General features: G+C 67.2%; 11 protein-coding genes. 7 read left to right on the forward strand and 4 right to left on the reverse strand.

Features of this window, described 5'->3' with window-relative positions:
* Position 1: 1 nt before the first annotated feature.
* Positions 2-1,255, reverse strand: a complete 1,254-nt coding sequence (locus tag OV287_RS26775) for an ArsB/NhaD family transporter (RefSeq protein WP_267536880.1) — start codon at positions 1,253-1,255, stop codon at positions 2-4.
* 66 nt (positions 1,256-1,321) lie between these two features.
* Between OV287_RS26775 and rtcA the strand changes: the two genes are divergently transcribed.
* Complete coding sequence (gene rtcA, locus OV287_RS26780) at positions 1,322-2,395, forward strand: RNA 3'-terminal phosphate cyclase (protein WP_267536881.1); 1,074 nt, start codon at positions 1,322-1,324, stop codon at positions 2,393-2,395.
* A gap of 43 nt (positions 2,396-2,438) precedes the next feature.
* Positions 2,439-3,452: a TIR domain-containing protein gene (locus OV287_RS26785; protein ID WP_267536882.1), complete on the forward strand. Its 1,014-nt coding sequence runs from the start codon at positions 2,439-2,441 to the stop codon at positions 3,450-3,452.
* A gap of 288 nt (positions 3,453-3,740) precedes the next feature.
* Here OV287_RS26785 and OV287_RS26790 read toward each other — a convergent pair whose 3' ends face one another.
* On the reverse strand, positions 3,741-5,168 hold the full coding sequence (locus OV287_RS26790) for a hypothetical protein (RefSeq protein WP_267536883.1): 1,428 nt from the start codon (positions 5,166-5,168) through the stop codon (positions 3,741-3,743).
* Positions 5,169-5,676: 508 nt separating this feature from the next.
* Here OV287_RS26790 and OV287_RS26795 point away from each other — a divergent pair.
* Both OV287_RS26795 and OV287_RS26800 read left to right on the forward strand, forming a co-directional pair.
* The gene (locus tag OV287_RS26795; RefSeq protein WP_267536884.1) at positions 5,677-6,180 is read left to right on the forward strand and encodes a hypothetical protein; all 504 of its coding nucleotides are present in this window, start codon (positions 5,677-5,679) and stop codon (positions 6,178-6,180) included.
* 123 nt (positions 6,181-6,303) lie between these two features.
* Positions 6,304-6,507, forward strand: coding sequence for a hypothetical protein (locus OV287_RS26800; protein WP_267536885.1), 204 nt, complete (start codon positions 6,304-6,306; stop codon positions 6,505-6,507).
* Here OV287_RS26800 and OV287_RS26805 read toward each other — a convergent pair.
* A complete protein-coding gene (locus tag OV287_RS26805) occupies positions 6,482-7,174 on the reverse strand; it encodes a ceramidase domain-containing protein (protein WP_267536886.1) in 693 nt (230 codons plus the stop codon). The genes OV287_RS26800 and OV287_RS26805 overlap by 26 nt on opposite strands.
* 464 nt (positions 7,175-7,638) lie before the next feature.
* Positions 7,639-8,814 carry a M48 family metallopeptidase gene (locus OV287_RS26810; protein ID WP_267536887.1) on the reverse strand — a complete coding sequence of 392 codons (1,176 nt, stop codon included), beginning with the start codon at positions 8,812-8,814 and terminating at the stop codon, positions 7,639-7,641.
* A gap of 90 nt (positions 8,815-8,904) precedes the next feature.
* On the opposite strand from OV287_RS26810, the gene OV287_RS26815 reads away from it, so the two are divergent.
* The 3 genes from OV287_RS26815 to OV287_RS26825 are packed head-to-tail and all read left to right on the forward strand — an operon-like array spanning position 8,905 to position 18,013.
* Positions 8,905-12,258 carry an AAA family ATPase gene (locus OV287_RS26815; RefSeq protein ID WP_267536888.1) on the forward strand — a complete coding sequence of 1,118 codons (3,354 nt, stop codon included), beginning with the start codon at positions 8,905-8,907 and terminating at the stop codon, positions 12,256-12,258.
* Positions 12,255-15,716: an AAA family ATPase gene (locus tag OV287_RS26820; protein WP_267536889.1), complete on the forward strand. Its 3,462-nt coding sequence runs from the start codon at positions 12,255-12,257 to the stop codon at positions 15,714-15,716. The genes OV287_RS26815 and OV287_RS26820 overlap by 4 nt, the downstream gene beginning before the upstream one ends.
* Positions 15,713-18,013 (forward strand): AAA family ATPase, encoded by a 2,301-nt coding sequence (locus OV287_RS26825; protein ID WP_267536890.1) that lies wholly within the window; start codon positions 15,713-15,715, stop codon positions 18,011-18,013. Before OV287_RS26820 ends, OV287_RS26825 begins: the two co-directional genes overlap by 4 nt.
* Positions 18,014-18,048 lie beyond the last annotated feature (35 nt).

The raw sequence follows: 18,048 nt of genomic DNA on the forward strand, positions 1-18,048 counted from the left end.
GCTAGAAGAGCGCGTGCTCCGCGAGGAGCACCGCGAGCCCCAGCACGAAGCTGATGAGCGTGATGGGGATGCCTACGCGCAGGTAGCCGAGGAAGCTGAGCTCGGCCTTGCCGCGGGCGGCCTCGAAGACGATGAGGTTGGCCACGCTGCCCACCAGCGTGAGGTTACCGGCCAAGGTGGAGCCGAGCGCCAGCACGTGCCAGCCCAGCACGGGATCATGCAGCGTGGGCACCCAGGCGCGCGCCAGCATGACGAAGGGCACGTTGCTGAAGAGGTTGGAGGCCACCAGCGTCAGCCCGGCGAAGCCGAGTGTCTCGCGCCAGGGCGGCCCGGACATCAAGGGCGAGAAGACGCGGTAGATGTCATCGGCCCAGCCGGCCTTGTTGACGCCGTAGACGACGACGAAGAGGCAGGCGAAGAAGAGCAGCAGGACGTAGTCCACGCGCTCGATGGCCTTGCGAGGAGGCTCGGAGCGGCGGGCGAGCGTCATCACCACCGCGGCACCCGCCAGGGCGCTCCAACTCATGGGCAGGCCGATGAAGAAGGCGGCGACCACGCCCAGGATCGTGACGAGCGTGAGCCCGAGCAGCGGCCGGTCCACGGGTGGCGCGGGTGGGTGGGTATCGAAGCGCTCGTGAGAGAGCTCCTTGCGGAAGACGAAGAGGAGCCCCGCGATGACCACGGCGGTGGAGAGCACGGCCGGCAGCGCCATGTAGGCGACGAACTGCGCATAGGGCAGGCCGGAGGCGCCCTGGATGAGCATGTTCTGGGGGTTGCCGGTGAAGGTGGCCACCGAGCCCGAGTTGGAGGCCATGCACACGGCCAGCAGGTAGGGGATGGGAGGCAGGCGCGCGTCCTCGACGACCACCAGCACCAGCGGGGTGAGCATCAGGCAGATGGTGTCGTTGACGAGGAAGGCGGAGAGGAAGGCGCTGGTGATGGCCACGGCCACGAGCAGCAACCGGGGCGTATGGGCCTTGCGCAGCGCCCAGGCTCCGGCGGCGCGGAAGAAGGCGGCCTGGGAGAGGTAGTCCGCGAGCAGCATCATCCCCAGCAGGAGCACGAGCGTGTCCATGTCCACGGCGTGCCGGGCGGGGTCGGAGCTGTAGTTGAAGACCTCGGAGGGGGCGACGACACCGGCCACCACCATGAGGACGGCGCCTACGAGCGCGCCTCCGGGGCGATCCAGCCTGGGGAAGGGGAGGCGGATACCGGCGATGAAGACGTAGGTGAACAGGAAGATGGCGAGGGCCAAGGCGGGCGGACAGTAACCGAAAGCCTTCTGTTAGGCTGGGGTGGACTTCTTCGGAGGGGAAGGGGCATGGCAGGCGCCGACCGCCAGGATGGACCGGTGGAGATCGACGGGAGCGAGGGCGAGGGGGGAGGACAGATCCTCCGCTCGGCGCTCTCGCTGTCGCTCATCACCGGGAGGCCCTTCCACATGAAGAACGTGAGGGCCCACCGCCAGCCAACGGGGCTGAGGCCGCAGCATCTCGCCTGCGTGCGGGGGGCGGAGGCCATCAGTGGGGGCCAGAGCGAGGGCGCGGCGGTAGGGGCGTCGGAGCTGCTTTTCGAGCCGGGGCCGGTGCGTCCGGGCGACTACGTGCTGGAGGTAGGGACGGCGGGCAGCACGCCCTTGCTCTTCCAGTGCCTCTTCTATCCGCTGGCGCTGGCGGGGGGCGGCTCGCTCACCTTGCGCGGGGGGACGCACCTGCCTCACAGCCCCAGCTACCACTACGTGGTGGGCGTGTGGCTGCCGGTGGCGAAGGCCTACGGGCTGAACGCCTCGCTGCGGCTGGTACAGGCGGGCTTCTACCCGCAGGGAGCGGGGGAGTTCATCGCCGAGGTGGAGCCGGTGCGCGACCCTCCGAGCCGGGTGGAGCTGCCGGCGCGCGGGACGCTGCGGGACATCTCGGTGGGCTCGTTCGTGGGGGGGCTGCCCTTCGGCATCGCGGAGCGGCAGTCCAAGGAGGCGGTGGCGGCGCTGCGCGAGCGGGGCATCTACAGCCACGCGGAGAACCGGCCGCTGCCGACGACGCACTCGGTGGGCACGGTGACGTTCATCCTGGCGCAGTTCGAGCACACGATCGCCGGCTTCACTGCCCTGGGTAAGCGGGGGCGCCCGGCGGAGGACGTAGGGCGCGAGGCGGCGGAGGAGGTGGCTCGCTTCATGGAGAGCGGGGGCGCGCTGGATGAGCACCTCGGGGATCAGATCCTCCTGCCGGCGGCGCTGCTGGCGGCGGGGAAGCTGGGCCCGGCCTCGCCGGGGACGACGCGCTACACGACGGCGCGGGTGACGGAACACCTCACCACGCACGCGTGGCTCATCGAGCACTTCCTGCCGGTGCGAGTGACGGTGGAACCAGGGGGCGCGGTCGAGGTCGCTCCGGCCTGACCACTCCTTTGCACCGCCCCCGATGGCGGGCCTGACTCCTCCCGTGCGACAGTCCATCCCGATGAGCGCTGCCCTCGACGTCGTCCTCGAAGCCGGAGACATCACCGCCACGCGTGCGGACGTGGTGCTGCTCAAACACGCCCAGAGCTTCTACGGCGCGGATCAGGCCGTGGCAAATCGGCTCGAGGGCGTGGGCGTCTCGATGGCACGGTTGTCCGTGCCCGTCGGAGCGCATGCCTTCGTCGACACGAATGGTGCCATCGCCGCGCCCCTGGCCCTCTTCCTGGGGACCGTGAGGCTGGGGCACTTCGGCTACCACGAGATCCGCCAGTTCGCGGACCGGGCTCTCAAGGCGCTCGAGTCGCGCCCGGGCATCCGCCACATCGCCTGCACGATCCATGGCCCCAACTACGGCCTGGATGAGGACGAGGCGGCGCTCGCGCTCGTCGGAGGCCTCGTCGAGTCCTTCATGAGGGGGGCAGGGCCGGAAGGCCTGGAGCGCATCACCGTGGTGGAGCTGCACCAGCGGCGCGCGGAGCGGCTCCGCAGGGCTTTGGAGCGGGGACTCGGGAAGAGCCCGGGGGTGGAGCCCCTGCCGAGTGGCTGGGGCTTCCGCGTCAAGCGCATGAGCCAGGTCGTCCAGGCGCCGCCGCTGGCCACGGCCGGAGCACAGTCACTGGCCAAGCCGCACGCCTTCGTCGCAATGCCCTTCGCTCCTGAGATGGAGGATGTCTATCACTACGGCATCCTGAGCCCCGTGAAGGGCGCGGGCCTGCTGTGCGAGCGCGTGGATCAGGTCGTGTTCGAGGGCGCCATCATCCAGCGCATCAAAGAGCGCATCGACACCGCGAAGGTGGTCATCGCCGACCTCTCCATGGCCAACCCGAACGTGTACCTGGAGGTCGGCTACGCGTGGGGTAAGGGGCGGCCGACGATTCTGCTCGTCCGCGACCTCAAGGAGCTCAAGTTCGACGTCGCGGCCTACCGCTGCCTCGTGTACCGCAACATTCGAGACCTGGAGACCCAGCTCTCGCGCGAGCTACAGCATTTCGGCTGAGCATTCGGGGGCACTACTTCTCTTCCGGCCCTGGGGACTTCGGCCGGAAGAGGGGGCACCTGAGCACCGGTTGAGGCGGATACTTCTGCGGCAGCAGCGGGCAGAGGATGAACGTGGAGGTTTTGGTCCGCACATACTTCGGCGGTGCCGCGCAGCGGTGACACAGGCTCGTGGGGTAGGGGAGCGAGGACGGCGGAGTTTCATCCATGGCCCCTACCCACGCCCGGACCGGGAGCGGATGTCAAGCGCGAGCGTCAGGGGTGCACGGCCTGACGCCCGCCGAGCCCCTCAGGGCGTGTTGGCGTTGAGGCAGGCACGTTGCCCGCCGGTGAGGAAGTAATCGTTCGTGCGCAGCAGCAGGTTCCCGTTGTCGGTGGAGGGGGTCGTCTGGGCTTGCTCGCCAGCACCGAAGATCATGCCGATGCCGTGAGCGGCGGCCACCTCCTGCGGGTGGTCGAAGAAGTAGTCCAGACGGTTGTCCTTCCAGTGCTGGTCGTAGCCAGGCATCGACATGTTGCCCACGGGGATCTGCCACCACAGGTTGGGCCGGCCCATCCGCTCCGAGAGCGCCTTGGCGAACCGGAAGGCCTGGCGGAAGTGGGGGAGCGTGGTGTTGGTCGTGTCCCACCAACTGTTCCGTCCCAGGCGCACCTGGTAGTACTGGGCGTCGCGGTCGCTCGTCTCCACCACGACGAAGTCCCCTGCGCCACCACCGCACGCCAAGAGGAAGTCGGCCACCTTGCGGGCCTCGCCCTCCACATCGAGCGAGGGGTCCTTGTTCATCATGGCGTCAATCTTCGTCGCCCACGCCGAGGCATGCAGGCCCACCTTGGCATTGGGGGCGTACTTGCGAACCATGGCGATCATGCAGCGGCCCATGCCGGCGATGGTGTTCTCCACGTTCGCGCAGTCCGTGGGATTGGCCGAGGCGACCGCCGCCGGAATCATGTGAGGATTGGGATTCACATGCTGCGCATACGCCCAGAAGTCTGGCTCAATGTGAAGCAATGCGGTGGAAGTACCAATCTGCTTCAACACGAAACGCCAGTCATTGTAGTAGCGCTGCATCATCGAGACGTTCTGCGCTGCGGCGACCTCCTGCGAGCCTTCCGCCACGCGACTGGCGTGGAGCATCTCGTAATAGGTGATCATCGGGATCTGCCCCAGGTTGATGGTCTGCTGGAAGTAGTCGCGCAGGTACTGCCCTGGAGCGACCTGATCCCACTGCCAGCATCCCCACCACCCGCAGCCATTGGGATTCGAGTTGGAGCAGGACTGCCCGGCGGCGGAGCAACTCGTGCTGCACGAGTTGCACGGCTCCACGCTGTCGAACAGGCCTCCGGCGAGGTAGATGTAGCGGAGGTCGAACGGCGCCAGCCCAGCCACGGAGCTGTCCGTCTGCCCGCCGATGAGCACATGGTCCTTTCCGAGGGACTCGAGCAGCGGCTGGCCGAGGCAGCTCGCGGGCGGAGGCGTGCCGGCGTCCGAGCCGCTCCCCGCGTCCGGAGTGCCAGCGTCCGAGCCCCCGGAGCCCGCGTCCGGAGTACCCGCGTCGTAGCCCGTGCCCGCGTCCGGAGTGCCAGCATCTGGCGGGCACCTCTTGCAATTACCGCCACCTCGGGGGGCTGCCTCGGCCTCAGGGGGTGCTCCGCTCAAGGTATAGAAAAACAACAGCCCAGGGACCAATAGCAACAACCAACGAGCGCTGGATTGCATGAGGTGCCTCGCGAATTCGTGTCGGAACCTTTGACGTAAAACAAGACTCGCGATCCACGAGGGCGGCCACAATCAAATCCTCTTCTTCAATCTATTTGATGAAAGTGATTGCGGTGTGGATAGAAGTTTTCAAAGGAATACGAGAAACTCCCGTGCTGGCGAAAGTTTTCAAGGAGAATCCCCGTGCGAGCGCACCTCCGACGTACTTGGACCTACTTCCGGCTGGGACGAGGTTTTTCCCAGCGCCTCGAGCCCTGGCTGCTCGCCCCGGTGCTCGCCGGGTGTGCGTCAGTTCAATCCATTTCATCCGCTCCACCGATAAGCGAGCAGTGCGAGGTACGGAGTATGGGCGGTCCTGGGGACGATGGTGCTTCAGAAGGGCTCGCGCTCGATGACGCTGGTGGGGGTGTTGTCACGGGTTTCTTCTCCGAGACGGTCGATCTTGGCGCGGGCCCCATCCATAGCGCGGGAGGCACCGATGTCTTCGTGACGCGCTTTGGTCCCTCTGATGAGACGCTCTGGGCGCGTGCTCTGGGCGGTGGGTCCGCTGCAGTGGCGCACTGACTTCGGTGGCCAGACGCCGCTCGCCGCCGCGGGCTTCGATGCGTTCCTGTCTCGCCGCACCGGGGACGGAACGCTCGTGTGGGAGCAGCGGCTGACCCGGAGCGATGTGCAGGCGCACGGCGTCTCGCTCGATGCCCAGGGGCGTGCGTGGGTGAGCGGGCACTTCAAGGAGTCGCTCACCGTGGGAGCTACGACGCTACGGTCTCAGGGGAAGAGCGATGTGTGGTTCGGCGCATTCTCCGGCGATGGCCACCTGCTCGCGGCGCGAAGCTTCGGGGGGACGAGCTCGGAGTATGGCTATGCCATCGCGGTGTCACCGCGTGGTGGGGTAGTGCTCTCGGGACAGTTCGATGCACCTCTGCACGTGTGCGGCCGGACGCTCGCGAGCGCCGGGGGCTCCGATGCGTTTCGCGTGCGGGTGACGTTGCCACTGGATGGGGAGCACTGAGACGGCGCTGCGCCTGAGCGGGTGTCTGGACACCTGCCGGGCAATCAGATGATGCGCCGGGCCATGACCCCGTGGCTCCGGGCACCGGGTTGCGCGGCTCGCACCCTGCGTTACCTCAGATCAATGACCGACGTATCCCACGCCCATGCGTCGCCGCGCGATTACACGCTGCCCGAGGGTTGCCCCGCCTGTGGCGCGGATCTGCCTGTGCGCGTCTCCGCGGCCGGTACCCACGGCGTCTGCAAGCACTGCGGGTGGTTTGGCCGTCCACTCCTCACGGTGACCCACCAGGGTCTGCGCATCACGTACGAGGGGGCGCAGGCCTGAGTCCTCCGGCTTCGAGCGCGGCATGGTGCCTCGCGGTGAACAGCAGCGCGAGCGCACTCAGGCCATGCCAGGCCGCGTGTCCTTGCAACCAGTGATTGTCCGGGTCGCACCACACCCGCGTCACATCCGCCACCGAGCATGCCGCCGCCGCGGCCATCAGTCCCACCGCCAGCCAGAAGTCCCGGTACGACTCGCGCGGGTCTGCCCTCCGAGATAGGTGCAGCTCGGTTCCCACGATCACCAGCACCGCCCCCAGCACCACGAGCTGGTAGGGCACCTGTGCGAGCCGCATCATCGGCACGAGCAGGGTGCACCCCACCGTCAGCCCGGCGTGTACCGCTCCCACCCGCTCGCGCGGCAACCAACCTGCGCGGTGTAGGTTTAACGACACCAGCAGGAAGACGAGCACGTACATGCCCACGAAATCCAGGAGCTGGGTGGCGAAGTTGTTCGTCGCGTGGAAGGCGAAAGAGAACGCTCCTACGAGCAACGTCGTCCACGCGAATCGCGCCATGGCGCGGCTGCCCGTGACTCGCCACCTCCACGCACACCACAGCGCAACCGCCAGGTAGGCCAGGTTGGACCAGGCATTCGCGGGTTCGTTCACCCAGGCGCACATCGTGGCCTCGCACCACTTCACGTTTGGCTCGCCCCAAGTGACCCTCATGTCCCACCAGGGGCAACCCGGTTGCAGGAGTCTCTCGGGCGCTGCCATGCCGTTCATGGCTCGAACCTAGCTTCCAGCAGATGCAGAGAGCGGTCGGATATCGTGCCTACATCCGCGCACACCTCGTGCTCCAGCTAGAGCATGTCATGCCTACATTTCGCGACACGACCGCGTCCAAAAGCTCGAATATGCCATGCCTACATCGGCATCTTTTGTATGCAAGAATCTCAATTAAATACATGTATGTGATTATGGCTGTGCGACAAAGCCAATCGCAATTGGCGTGCGTGTGTTTGGTTTTGTTGTCTATGTATTTCTTTGTTTTTTGACTGTCTTTGTCTGTGGCAATAAAACACAATCATTTAACTGATTGTTGATTGTGTTTTGTTGCTGCAAGCACAGGCGGTTGTTGATGTTTGTGTTGTGCGTTGCGCTGGGAATCCTTGCATCTTGGGGGTGAGAGATTAGCCCAATGGGTTGCTGGCGCCGCGCAATGCCTCATCAACGAGCCACGAAGGCACGGACAGCGCTCCGGCCATCCGCTGCAACTCCAGGAAGCTCTCGTTGGTCACGTTCCCGTCCGGGGCCTTCACCAGTGCGAGGTGCTGCACCAGCCGGGCCCGCTCGGGCAGGCTCACCGCCTGGCGCACCTGGGCCAGCACGTCTCCCCATTCACTCCGCGAGGCCTCGGGGAGGGGCAGGCGCTCTCCCATCGTCAGGACCCGCCTCATCAACCCGGAGTGCGCGGCGCCCTCGTCCAGATAAGAAGGATCCAACTCTCGGAGATCCCACGCCAGGAGGGTGTCGGCATCCTCGTCCGACAGCCCTTCCTCGCTCGCGTAGCGGCCCGCGATCCTCAGAAAAGTCCTTGTCTGGGAGAAGGCCACGAGGGCACGCAGCCGCCATGGGCTGAAAGGATGGGCTCGGAAGCTCCCGAGCGCTTCGTCGTCCTCGGAGGGAGTCTGGCGAGCCGACGGGTCAGACAGCAGCGCGTTCACCCGGCGCGTCGCGGCCTGTAGCTCGGATTTCACGGACCCAGAGGTCCATCCGCTCGCCAGTTTGAGCAGGACATTCGCGGAGACCTCGAGCTCCTTGGCGCACAGCAGTCCCGCCCGGTCAGCGCTGGCCTCCGCCGCCCGGTTCCACCGGTACAGCCCGAGGAGCGCGGCGTGGGGGACGATCCTCCCGGATTCATCGCTGGCGACGGCCGTAGCCGGCAGGGGGAGGTTGAAGTGCTCGAAGGCGAGGTGGCCGAGCTCGCGACCGAGGATGAAGCGCAACTCGGCCTCTTGGAACACCTCGAGGAGCCGCGAGGACAGGACGATGGCGGGCGTCTCCGGCGGGGCGTAAATCGCCGCGGCTCGGATCATCGGCTCCGAGCTAACGAACACCTCCACCGGTTCCTTGTGGCCCAGGATTTCCCTGCAGGCGGCCAGTGTATCCAGGACCACCGGGGCCACCGCGCGCGTCAGCCTGAAGGCGTTGGAGAGCAGCTGCCTCCGCCTCGCGATCGAGCCGGACCTGACCGGATCCTTCTCCGCGCGCCGCACTGCCCGCTGGATGTCCTCATGGGCGAGCAGCTCGTCGTGCAAGCGCCGATCGATCGCGGACTGGAAGATGCTCGGGTTCACATGCGCCATGGTGCGGTGGTCTCCTGGCGCCAGCGTACCTCATCGGGATTGGCACGCCCCATCCCTTTACGGAGGAGGACGGCATAGGATGCCGGGTACATGGCCCCTTCCGATGCCGCGCCCGGGACCCTCGAGTTCTCCACTCCGCTCGTCTGTCAGCAGCTCTGGAATGGGGACCACCAGGTGTTCCCCGTGGCCGCACCAGCCCTGACCAGCCACGCGCCCACCCTCGAGGCCTGTCTGGGGGAGCAGCGCCTGTTCCTCGAGGAGCACCTGTCCAAGGCGGAGCCCGAGGAGCTCGCCCGCTTCTCTTTCCCCGAGCAGGTGCGGCTCGAGATGCTGGAGATCCTGGCGCCCCGTGCCGATCTGCCCAAGCGGTTCGTCAAGCCCGTCACCGTCGAGCTGGCTACGATCGTCGTGCCGCTCCCGGAGGAGACCTGGGTCTTCGTCCCAGCGATCGATCACACCGTCTTTGTCGGCAAGAACCAGGACGTCCGGGAGACGGTGCGCGCGGACGTGGAACGGCTGCTCGCCGCACAGGAGCCAGGAGCCCATGAGTACCTGCGGCTGTTGCCTCCGAAGTCCGTGACACTGGAGACCATCCAGCTCGCGCTGCGCCGTCAGGACGCGAGCGACAAGGCCCGGCAGGCGAAAAAGAAGCTGGAGGAGAAGCTCAAGCGGGAGCAGGCGCATCAGGTGCTGCTCTCCGTCTCCACGCCGCTGCACGATCGCGACGAGGTCCGGCACGGTCCGCCCCTCATCGCCCGGGACACCGAGCTCGCGCTGCTGTCGGCCCTGCTCGGAGGTGAGAAGCGGCAGGGGGTGCTGCTCGTCGGTCCGGAGCTCGTGGGTAAGACGGAGCTGCTCCACGCCTGGATTCGCGCCGAGCGGAAGGCAGGCCGCGAGCGCCGGGTGTACGCGACGAGCGGCTCGCGGCTGATCGCCGGCATGTCTGGCTTTGGTCAGTGGCAGGAGCGCGTGCTGCGCGTGATGCGCTCGGCTCAGGACCTCGACGCCGTTCTCTATTTCGAGAACCTTGGTGAGCTGCTCGCGCAGCACTCCACGGAGCATGTGGACATCCCCGGCGCGATGAAGCCCTTCTTGGAGGAGGGCCGGGTGCGCTTCCTGGGTGAGCTCTCCCCCGAGGCGTTGGATCTGCTCGAGAACCGGCACTCGGGCCTCTTCGCTGTGCTCGGGCGTGTGCGCCTGGAGCCACTGGGGACACGGCAGACCCGCGAGGTGCTCCGGACTCGGTCGGCCTGGCAGCAGAAGGCGGAGCCGTCCCGGTCCTCGCTGGCCGAGGACGCGGTGGATCCACTCGTGGACCTGGCCGAGCGCTACTTGCCGAGCCGAGCGCTTCCGGGCAAGGCGGTGCGGCTCTACGAAGAGATGCGTGCGGGCCTGCAACAGGAGCGTACGGGCACGGGCCAGGTTCCCATGCTCACCCGCGAGCGCGTGTACTCGCTCTTCAGCCTCAAGACCGGCGTCCCCGAGTTCCTGCTGCGCGAGGATCGCACGCTGCTCGCCGCCGAAGTCGAGGCCCACTTTCGTCGCCAGCTCGTCGGCCAGGAGGCGGCGGTGCGCCGCGTCGTGGAGACGCTGTGCATGGTCAAGGCGGGGCTCCAGCCCCAGGGCAAGCCGCTGGCCACCTTCCTCTTCGTGGGCCCCACCGGCGTCGGCAAGACCGAGCTTGCGCGGCTGCTCGCCACGTTCCTCTTCGGCTCGCCGGATCGGATGTTCCGCTTCGACATGAGCGAGTTCATGGACGGTTGGGCCGCCGAACGGCTCATCCGAGGCAACAGCCAGGGCGAGGGGCTGCTCACACGCCGCGTCCGGCAGCAGCCCTTCTGCGTGCTCCTGCTGGATGAGATTGAGAAGGCGCACCCGGCCGTCTTCGATCTGCTCCTGCAGGTCTGCGGGGAAGGGCGGCTCACCGATGCTCGGGGGCAGACGGCCTGGTTCCACAACGCCATCATCATCATGACGAGCAACCTCGGGGTGGCGCACCGCCGCGCTCCCCTGGGCATCGGTGCCACCTCGGTGGATGACACCTCCTATTACCTGCGTGAGGTGCACCGGCACTTCCGGCCCGAGTTCGTCAACCGCATCGACCAGCTCATTCCCTTCCATCCACTCACCCCCGAGCAGGCGGCGGAGGTGGCGCGGCTTGGCGTGGACAGGTTGCGGCATCGGCGCGGACTGATGCAGCGCGGCATCTCGCTCGACGTCCCCCCTGAGATCATCACCGCGCTTGCCATCTCCGGCTACCAGGAGGCGTATGGCGCCCGGGCCATGCGCAGGCATCTGGACCAGCAGCTCGTTGTTCCCATCGCCCGCGCACTCTCCTCCGCTGGACCCGAGGCCCAAGGCGGACGTGTGGAGATCTCCTCACCTCCAGAGGGGCTCGCGGTGGAGCTGTCCAAGGGCAGCCCGAAGTCGGCGCGCAACCAGCTCGACCTCGTGCGCGACATGCAGCGGCAGCGGCAGGCCATCGACGGGATCTTCCGGTTGGAGGCCGTGGAACAAGTCGGCGAGCGGATCCACTTCCTGGTGGCTCAGCTCGCCCAGGGGGAGCAGAAGAAGATGCGAGGGCCCGAGGCCGCTTCGCTGGGCCAGCTCCAGCACGAGCACAGCCGGCTCGGGGCACTCTGGAGCGAAGCCTGGCGGTTGCGCTCGGCCCTCCTGGCCGCCGAGGAGCTGGCGCTGATGGCCCTCTTCGAGCAGCAGGATGCTGCCCCCTTCGTGGATGATGCCCACGAGCAGCTGCAGGCCATCCGCCGGCTGATGCCGTCCGTGCTGCTCGCGCTCCAGCCCCGGCGGGATGAGATCACGTTGAGCATCCAGGAGGCGGGTGAGACCCGTGGTCTTGAGCGCTGGATCCTCCCGCTGCTCGCGGACGCTCCCCGGCGTAGCTGGACAGTCATGGGCCGCGTCGCTGTCACCAGCAAGAGCAGCGACCGTTCACGCAGATGGGACGACAAGCTTCTCGATGCAGAGGAGCTGAGGAAGGCGCTCATCGCCCCCTCGCGTACCTTCCGGGAGGTGCTGCTCTCGGTCAGTGGGACCAATGCTGGAGCCTTCCTGGCGCTCGAGGCCGGGGCGCATCGCTTGCCCCTCACGGAGAAGGACGAGCCGGTCCTGGTCAACATCAAACCCGTGGCGATGTTTGCCCATCTCTTCCAGAAGGAACTCGGGCTGCCGGCCATCGCTCCCCAAGCGCCACTGCGCGTCAAGGAGTTCCGTCTGGCGCCGGCTGTACGTGAGTTCCTCTCCGATGGCGGACTCGTGCTGTTCGCGGGCGCACACACCTTCCCACTGGATGGCCGGGACTACTTCCAGGAGCTCGAGTTGATCCTGCTCGAACACATCCTCTACCTCGCACGCACCGGAAACTTTGATCCGGAGGGGAGTCTTTCCTTCCCGCTCGACGTGCTCAGGGGGACGGCTCGATGAACCTCACCATCGCCGTCTACCAGAGCCGTGACGCCACCGGGGGCTTCCGGTGGACCACGCTTGCGCTCGGCCCCCATACGCGCAGCCGCGAGGGTCGGAGCACGGTCAAGCTCCAGCAGAAGCTCGTGGACGACCTCCGGAGCATCATTGGCGAGCTGCCCGTTCGGGAGCTGTCGTACTTCCAGCTTCCCCGAGGCATCCGCCTGGAGCGGGTCCAGCTCGAGCTGGACTTCAAGCGTGTGCGTGCTGGGACCGAGACGCCTCGGCTGTCTGGCCTCTTTCCGCTCATCCTCGAGCCGCGCTGGCGCACGCGCGACGAGCCCATGACCATCGCCTACCACCCCTCGCGCCAGAACGAGTGGTTTCCGGTCGATCCCAGTGCCAGTCTGGAGGACCAGGCGAAGGTCTTCTTCACCCGTGCCTGGGCCGCACTGGATCCGCACGAGCATGAGGCCCTGCGTACCAACCGCAAGGACAGCCTCAAGGCGCTCGCGTTCATGGCCCGGCCGAAGTCGCTGCTCGATCAGCTCGGCAAGAAGAAGGGCCCCTGGGACGATCTGGAGCTCGAGGACCGGCAGGGCAAGAAGAAGCAGAAGAAGTCGAGCGGGGGCACCCAGGTGGTGCACAAGCTGGGCACCAACCTCACCCTCCAGGCCGCGGAGGGCACGCTCGACATTGGGATGCCGCGCAGCCCTTATCGCGAGCAGCTTCAGCTCCTGCTCGGTGGCGAGCGGCGTACACCGGTGCTGCTTGTCGGGCCTCCCGGCTGTGGCAAGCGGACCCTGCTCAAGCGCTTCGTGGCCGAGCAGCTCGAGGTCGATGGTTTCCAGACCCATCGCAACCTGGACAAGGTGACCGAGGTCTGGTCCATCGCCGGCAAGCGGATCATCGCCGGCATGAGCTATGTCGGCGACTGGGAGCAGCGCTGCATCAAGCTGCTCGAGGACGCGAGGGGAGGGCGCCGCATCCTCTTCGTCGAGGATCTGCATGCCTTTGGCCGCATTGGCCGTACGCGAGACAGTGACACCAACCTCGCGCTCTTCTTCCTGGGAGCGCTGTCTCGTGGCGAGATCACGCTTGCCGGCACGGTGACGCCGGAGCAGCTCCAGCGGTTGGAGTCCGACGCTCCGTCTTTCGCTGCGCTCTTCACCCAGCTCCACGTGCGTTCCACCGGCACGGACGAGACGCTCCGGATGCTGCTGCACGAGGCGCGCGAGCTGGAGTCCAAGCACCACACCTCCTGGTCACCTCCGCTCTTCCCGGTGCTGCTCGAACAGGCCAGCTCGCTCTTTGCCGGGGCCGCGCTGCCGGGCAAGGCGCTCGATCTGTTGCGCGAGCTGGCCACCGAGCAGAGGCATCCGGGCAAGGAGATCGATGTTGGCGAGCTCTTCGAGCACCTCTCGCGCAGGACGGGCCTGCCAGACTTCCTTCTCCGCCCCCAGGAGCGGCTGGCGCCGGAGGAGGTCCACGAGGCCCTGTCTCGCAAGGTAATGGGGCAGCCAGAGGCGGTGCGGGCGGCATGCGATCTCGTCTCGCGCATCCACGCAGGGCTTACCGACCCCCGGCGGCCCTATGGCGTCTATCTCTTCACCGGCCCCACGGGCACTGGGAAGACGGAGCTTGCACGCGCGCTGGCCACCTATCTGTATGGCGATGCGTCGCGCCTGGTCCGGCTGGACATGGCCGAGTTCCAGACGCCGGATGCCGTCGCGCGGCTCACGGGCGATGCCTGGCAGCCGGAGGGGCGGCTGACGCGCCTCATCCGCGAGCAGCCCTTCTCACTCGTGCTGCTCGATGAGATTGAGAAGGCACACTCCTCGCTGCTCAACCTGCTGCTGCAGACGTTCGACGAGGGCCGGCTGACGGACGCCTCGGGCGAGACGGCGGACTTCACCCACACCGTCATTGTGATGACGAGCAACCTCGGCGCCCGGCGCAAGCCGGCGGTGGGCATCGGTGAAGCGGATGCGCGCTCCCTGGAGCTCGATGCCGACCGAGCCGTGCGTGAGTTCTTCCCGCCCGAGCTCTTCAACCGCATCGATCGCATCGTGCACTTCTCCCCGCTATCACGAGAGGTGGGCGAGAAGGTCGTCGAGAAGGAGCTGGCGCGGCTGTTGTCGCGGCAAGGTCTGGTCTCGCGCAACATCTTCGTGTCCGCCGACGAGGCGGTGAAGCGGCGCATCGTCGAGGAGTCCTTCGATGCGCACCTGGGCGCTCGGCCGCTGAAGCGCTACCTGGAGGAGAAGGTCGGGCAGGTTCTCTCCGAATCCATCATCCGGGGGCCCCAGGCCCTCATGCGGTTGTTCCAGCTCTACACCCGTGATGGCCGTTTCGAGGTGCAGGCCGATGCGCTGATTCCTCGGGAGCCAGTGGCACAGGGCTTCGCGCTGGAGCCGCTGCTGTCGCTCCCCATTGCGAGGCTGCGCGAGAAGATGCTCGAGCTGCGCGAGGTGGTCCAGCAGATGCGCGGGAGCGAGGCCCTGGGTGCGCTGTCCGAACAGGTCCGCTTCCACCTCGAGCGTCTGCGCGCGGGAGAGCGCGAGCATGCCGAATCGCTCTACACGCTCGATGCGATGCGCATGTACCTGGAATCGTTCGAGGCGCAGCTCGAGTCCTTCGCCCGTGCCCCCGAGGAGGCAGAACTGGAGATGATTGAGGCCGAGCGCTTCGGCGTGGAACGGATTGGCGCTGACCGCTGGTCCCAGGGGACGCGCATCCGGCTCTTCTCCCGGCGCGCGCTCGAACCCGTGAAGGTTGTCTCCCGCGAGCAGATGCTCGATGCGTTGTCGGAGGTGTACTTCCTGCAACGCATCCTCCGCGGGCTCTCCAGTGCCGATCAGCACGTGGTCATGTTGGAACTGCTCCCGCTCGGCCAGTGGCGCCAGGGTGCATCCTCCGGCTCTCTGCTCTCTCGCTGGCTCTGCTCGGCCTACGCCCACTCGCGCGGGGAGATCGAGTCCTTCGCCGCGCACCTGCCCGGAGGTGCCGTGGTGTCCGGTGGGGCCCGGCAGCTTCGGGAGTTTCTCCATGCGTCCATGCAGGAGCCGGTGCATGTTGCGCTCAAGCTGGTGGGTCCGGGCGTGCGACCTTTCTTCGAGGGGGAGTCCGGGCTGCATGTCTGGCAGTCCTCGGGCCGGCTCCCGGAGATCGTCAAGGTCCGCATCCACGAGGCGAACGCGCCATCACCCTCGGAGCTGCTTGCGCTGCACAGCGCGAAGCTCCAGGCCTTCCACAAGGCGCGCCAGGAGGGCGTGCGCCCGCTCCCGGAGGATCCCGAGTCTGCGGCCCCTGTTGTCCGTGCCTATCGTTTCGAGCCGCCGGTCCGTCCTGGCGCGGTGTCGGTGCTGGAGCTCGATGACTATCTGCTGACTCACAGTGGCAGCCATCGCGTGCGGTCTCCTGCGGAGGCCCTGCCGGCCCTGTGGCGGTTGCGGATGAGCGAGCGGGTGACTCCATGAGCGACAAGAGCCTTCGCGTCTACTTCACGACCCACCACGACGGCCGGCTCACGGGCCAGCTCCTGCCGGTCTGGGAAAGCTTCTTCGATGAGCCCCCTCCCTCCGCTTACGGCAACAGCGAGGCGGAGGTCTACGCGCTGCTCGAGACCCGGAGCCGGTTGATGCTGCTCGACGACCCGGCCGCGCTCGACCGTTTCCTCTGGGAGGAGACCCTGGAGGCGCGGACCATCAGCGTGGAGATCCACCCGCAGACGGTGCACAAGAAGCGGCCAGTGATTGCCAAGGCGTTGGTCCCGCTGAAGCTGACGTACGTCTACGGGAAGCTGGAGAGCGGCGCCTGGCGCGTGAGGGTGCCGCGCTTCGGCTGGTCGTTCGTGATCGAGGACCTCTCCATCGCACGAGAGGTCTTGCAGAACGCTCTCACCACCGCGCTGCTCGGGGAGAAGCCCAAGGGGCTGTACGACTTCCGCCATGAGGGCGCGGAGTACGTGTGCAGCTGGGATCCGGGCGGACTGCAGCGGGATACCCAGCGCGGCACGGGTGAGGAGCGTCCTCCAGAGGTGCTCGAGCAGATCAGCGAAGAGCTGACCTCGCGGGCCCTGGGCGGGCGGCAGCCGACGCTGGTCTACGACGCTGAGTCGATGCAGTCCTGGATTGCCGCCGTGCGGCGTCAGCCACCGCAGTCCTTGCTGCTCGTGGGTGGCCCGGGCTCCGGCAAGACGAGCCAGGTGCTGAGGCTCGCGCGGCTGATCGCCGAGCTGCGGCGCGAGGACAAAAAGGCCCAGTTGCCGAAGATCTGGCGCACCAGCGCCGAGCGGATCGTCGCCGGCATGGTGTACCTGGGCATGTGGCAGGAGCGCTGCCTGAAGATCGTGGATGCGCTCTCGTACGAGAACGACTACCTCTACGTGGACCGGCTCACGTCGATCCTCGCGCCCCAGTCGGACGGCTCGTCCATCGGAGATTTGCTACTTCCCGCGGCGATGAGCGGGGAGATCTCCCTCATCGCCGAGTGCACCGAGGCCGAGCTCGAGCGCTGCCAGCGGCGCCTTCCGGAGGCGTTGCGGCCCTTCCGTATCGTCCGCATCGAGCCTCCCCCCGCCTCGCAGGTGCCGGAGCTCATGGTGCGCTACCAGGCGGCGAAGCGCAGCCGCGTGAGCATTCATTCCCTGGGGCTGCGGCAGCTCGTCGGGCACCTGGAGACGTTCCAGCGCGACAGCTTGTTCCCGGGGAAGGCCTTCCGCTTCCTCGACTGGCTGGAGCAGCAGGGCGAGCGCGGCAAGGCCCGGACGCTCTATCCACGCGACGTCTCCGAGGCCTACGCGCGTTACACGGGACTGCCGCTCCAACTCATCAGTGATGAGATTCCCGCAGAGCAGACCATGCTCGCGGCGCAGCTGCGGCAGGGCGTCATTGGCCAGGATCGCGCCTGTGAGCTGGCCGCGGGCGTGTTGGCGCGGTTCAAGGCGGGGCTCAATGATCCAGAGAAGCCGGTGGGCACGCTGCTCTTCGCCGGGCCCACGGGCGTGGGGAAGACGGAGCTGTCCAAGCAGCTCGCTCGCACGCTCTTCGGCAACGAGGACCGGATGATCCGGCTCGACATGTCCGAGTACATGTTGCCCGGCTCGGCCCAGCGGCTGATGGAGGTGGGTCCCGGCATCACCAGCCTCGCCGAGCGGGTGCGGCAGCAGCCGATGTCGCTCGTGCTCTTCGATGAGATCGAGAAGGCGCACCCCGAGGTGTTCGATCTGCTGCTCGGCATCCTGGGGGAGGGGAGACTCACGGACAGCCTCGGGCGGCTGGTGGACTTCCGGATGGCGGTGGTCTGCATGACGAGCAACCTCGGCGTCGAGCAGTCCGAGCCTGCGGGCTTTGGGGCTGAGCGTGGCTCGGAGGACTTCCTGCGCGCCATCCGTCAGGCGTTCCGTCCGGAGCTGTTCAACCGCATCGACCACGTCATCCCATTCCGCCGCCTGTCGGAGGCGGACGTGCTGCGGATCGTGGACCTGGAGTTGGAGAAGGCGGCCTCCCGGGCGGGACTGCTGCGGCGCAGACTGCGGCTGGTTGTGGAGCCGGACGCACGGGCCTGGCTGGCCCGTCACGGTTACGACCCGAAGCTGGGTGCCCGACCCTTGAAGCGGCTTATCGAGGCGAAGGTCATGGCTCCCATCGCCGTGAAGCTCTCGGCCGAGGCGGGGTTGGAGGGCGCAATGCTCCCGGTGGTCGTCGCCGGCACCGAGGCCGAGCGGATGCTCCGGCCGGAGTACCGAGCCCTCACCACGGTACTCGAGGGCTGAGCCACAGGACCAACCTCGGATAGCCTGGGCTCGCC

Source organism: Archangium lansingense, from assembly GCF_026626635.1.
Lineage (GTDB): Bacteria > Myxococcota > Myxococcia > Myxococcales > Myxococcaceae > Archangium > Archangium lansingense.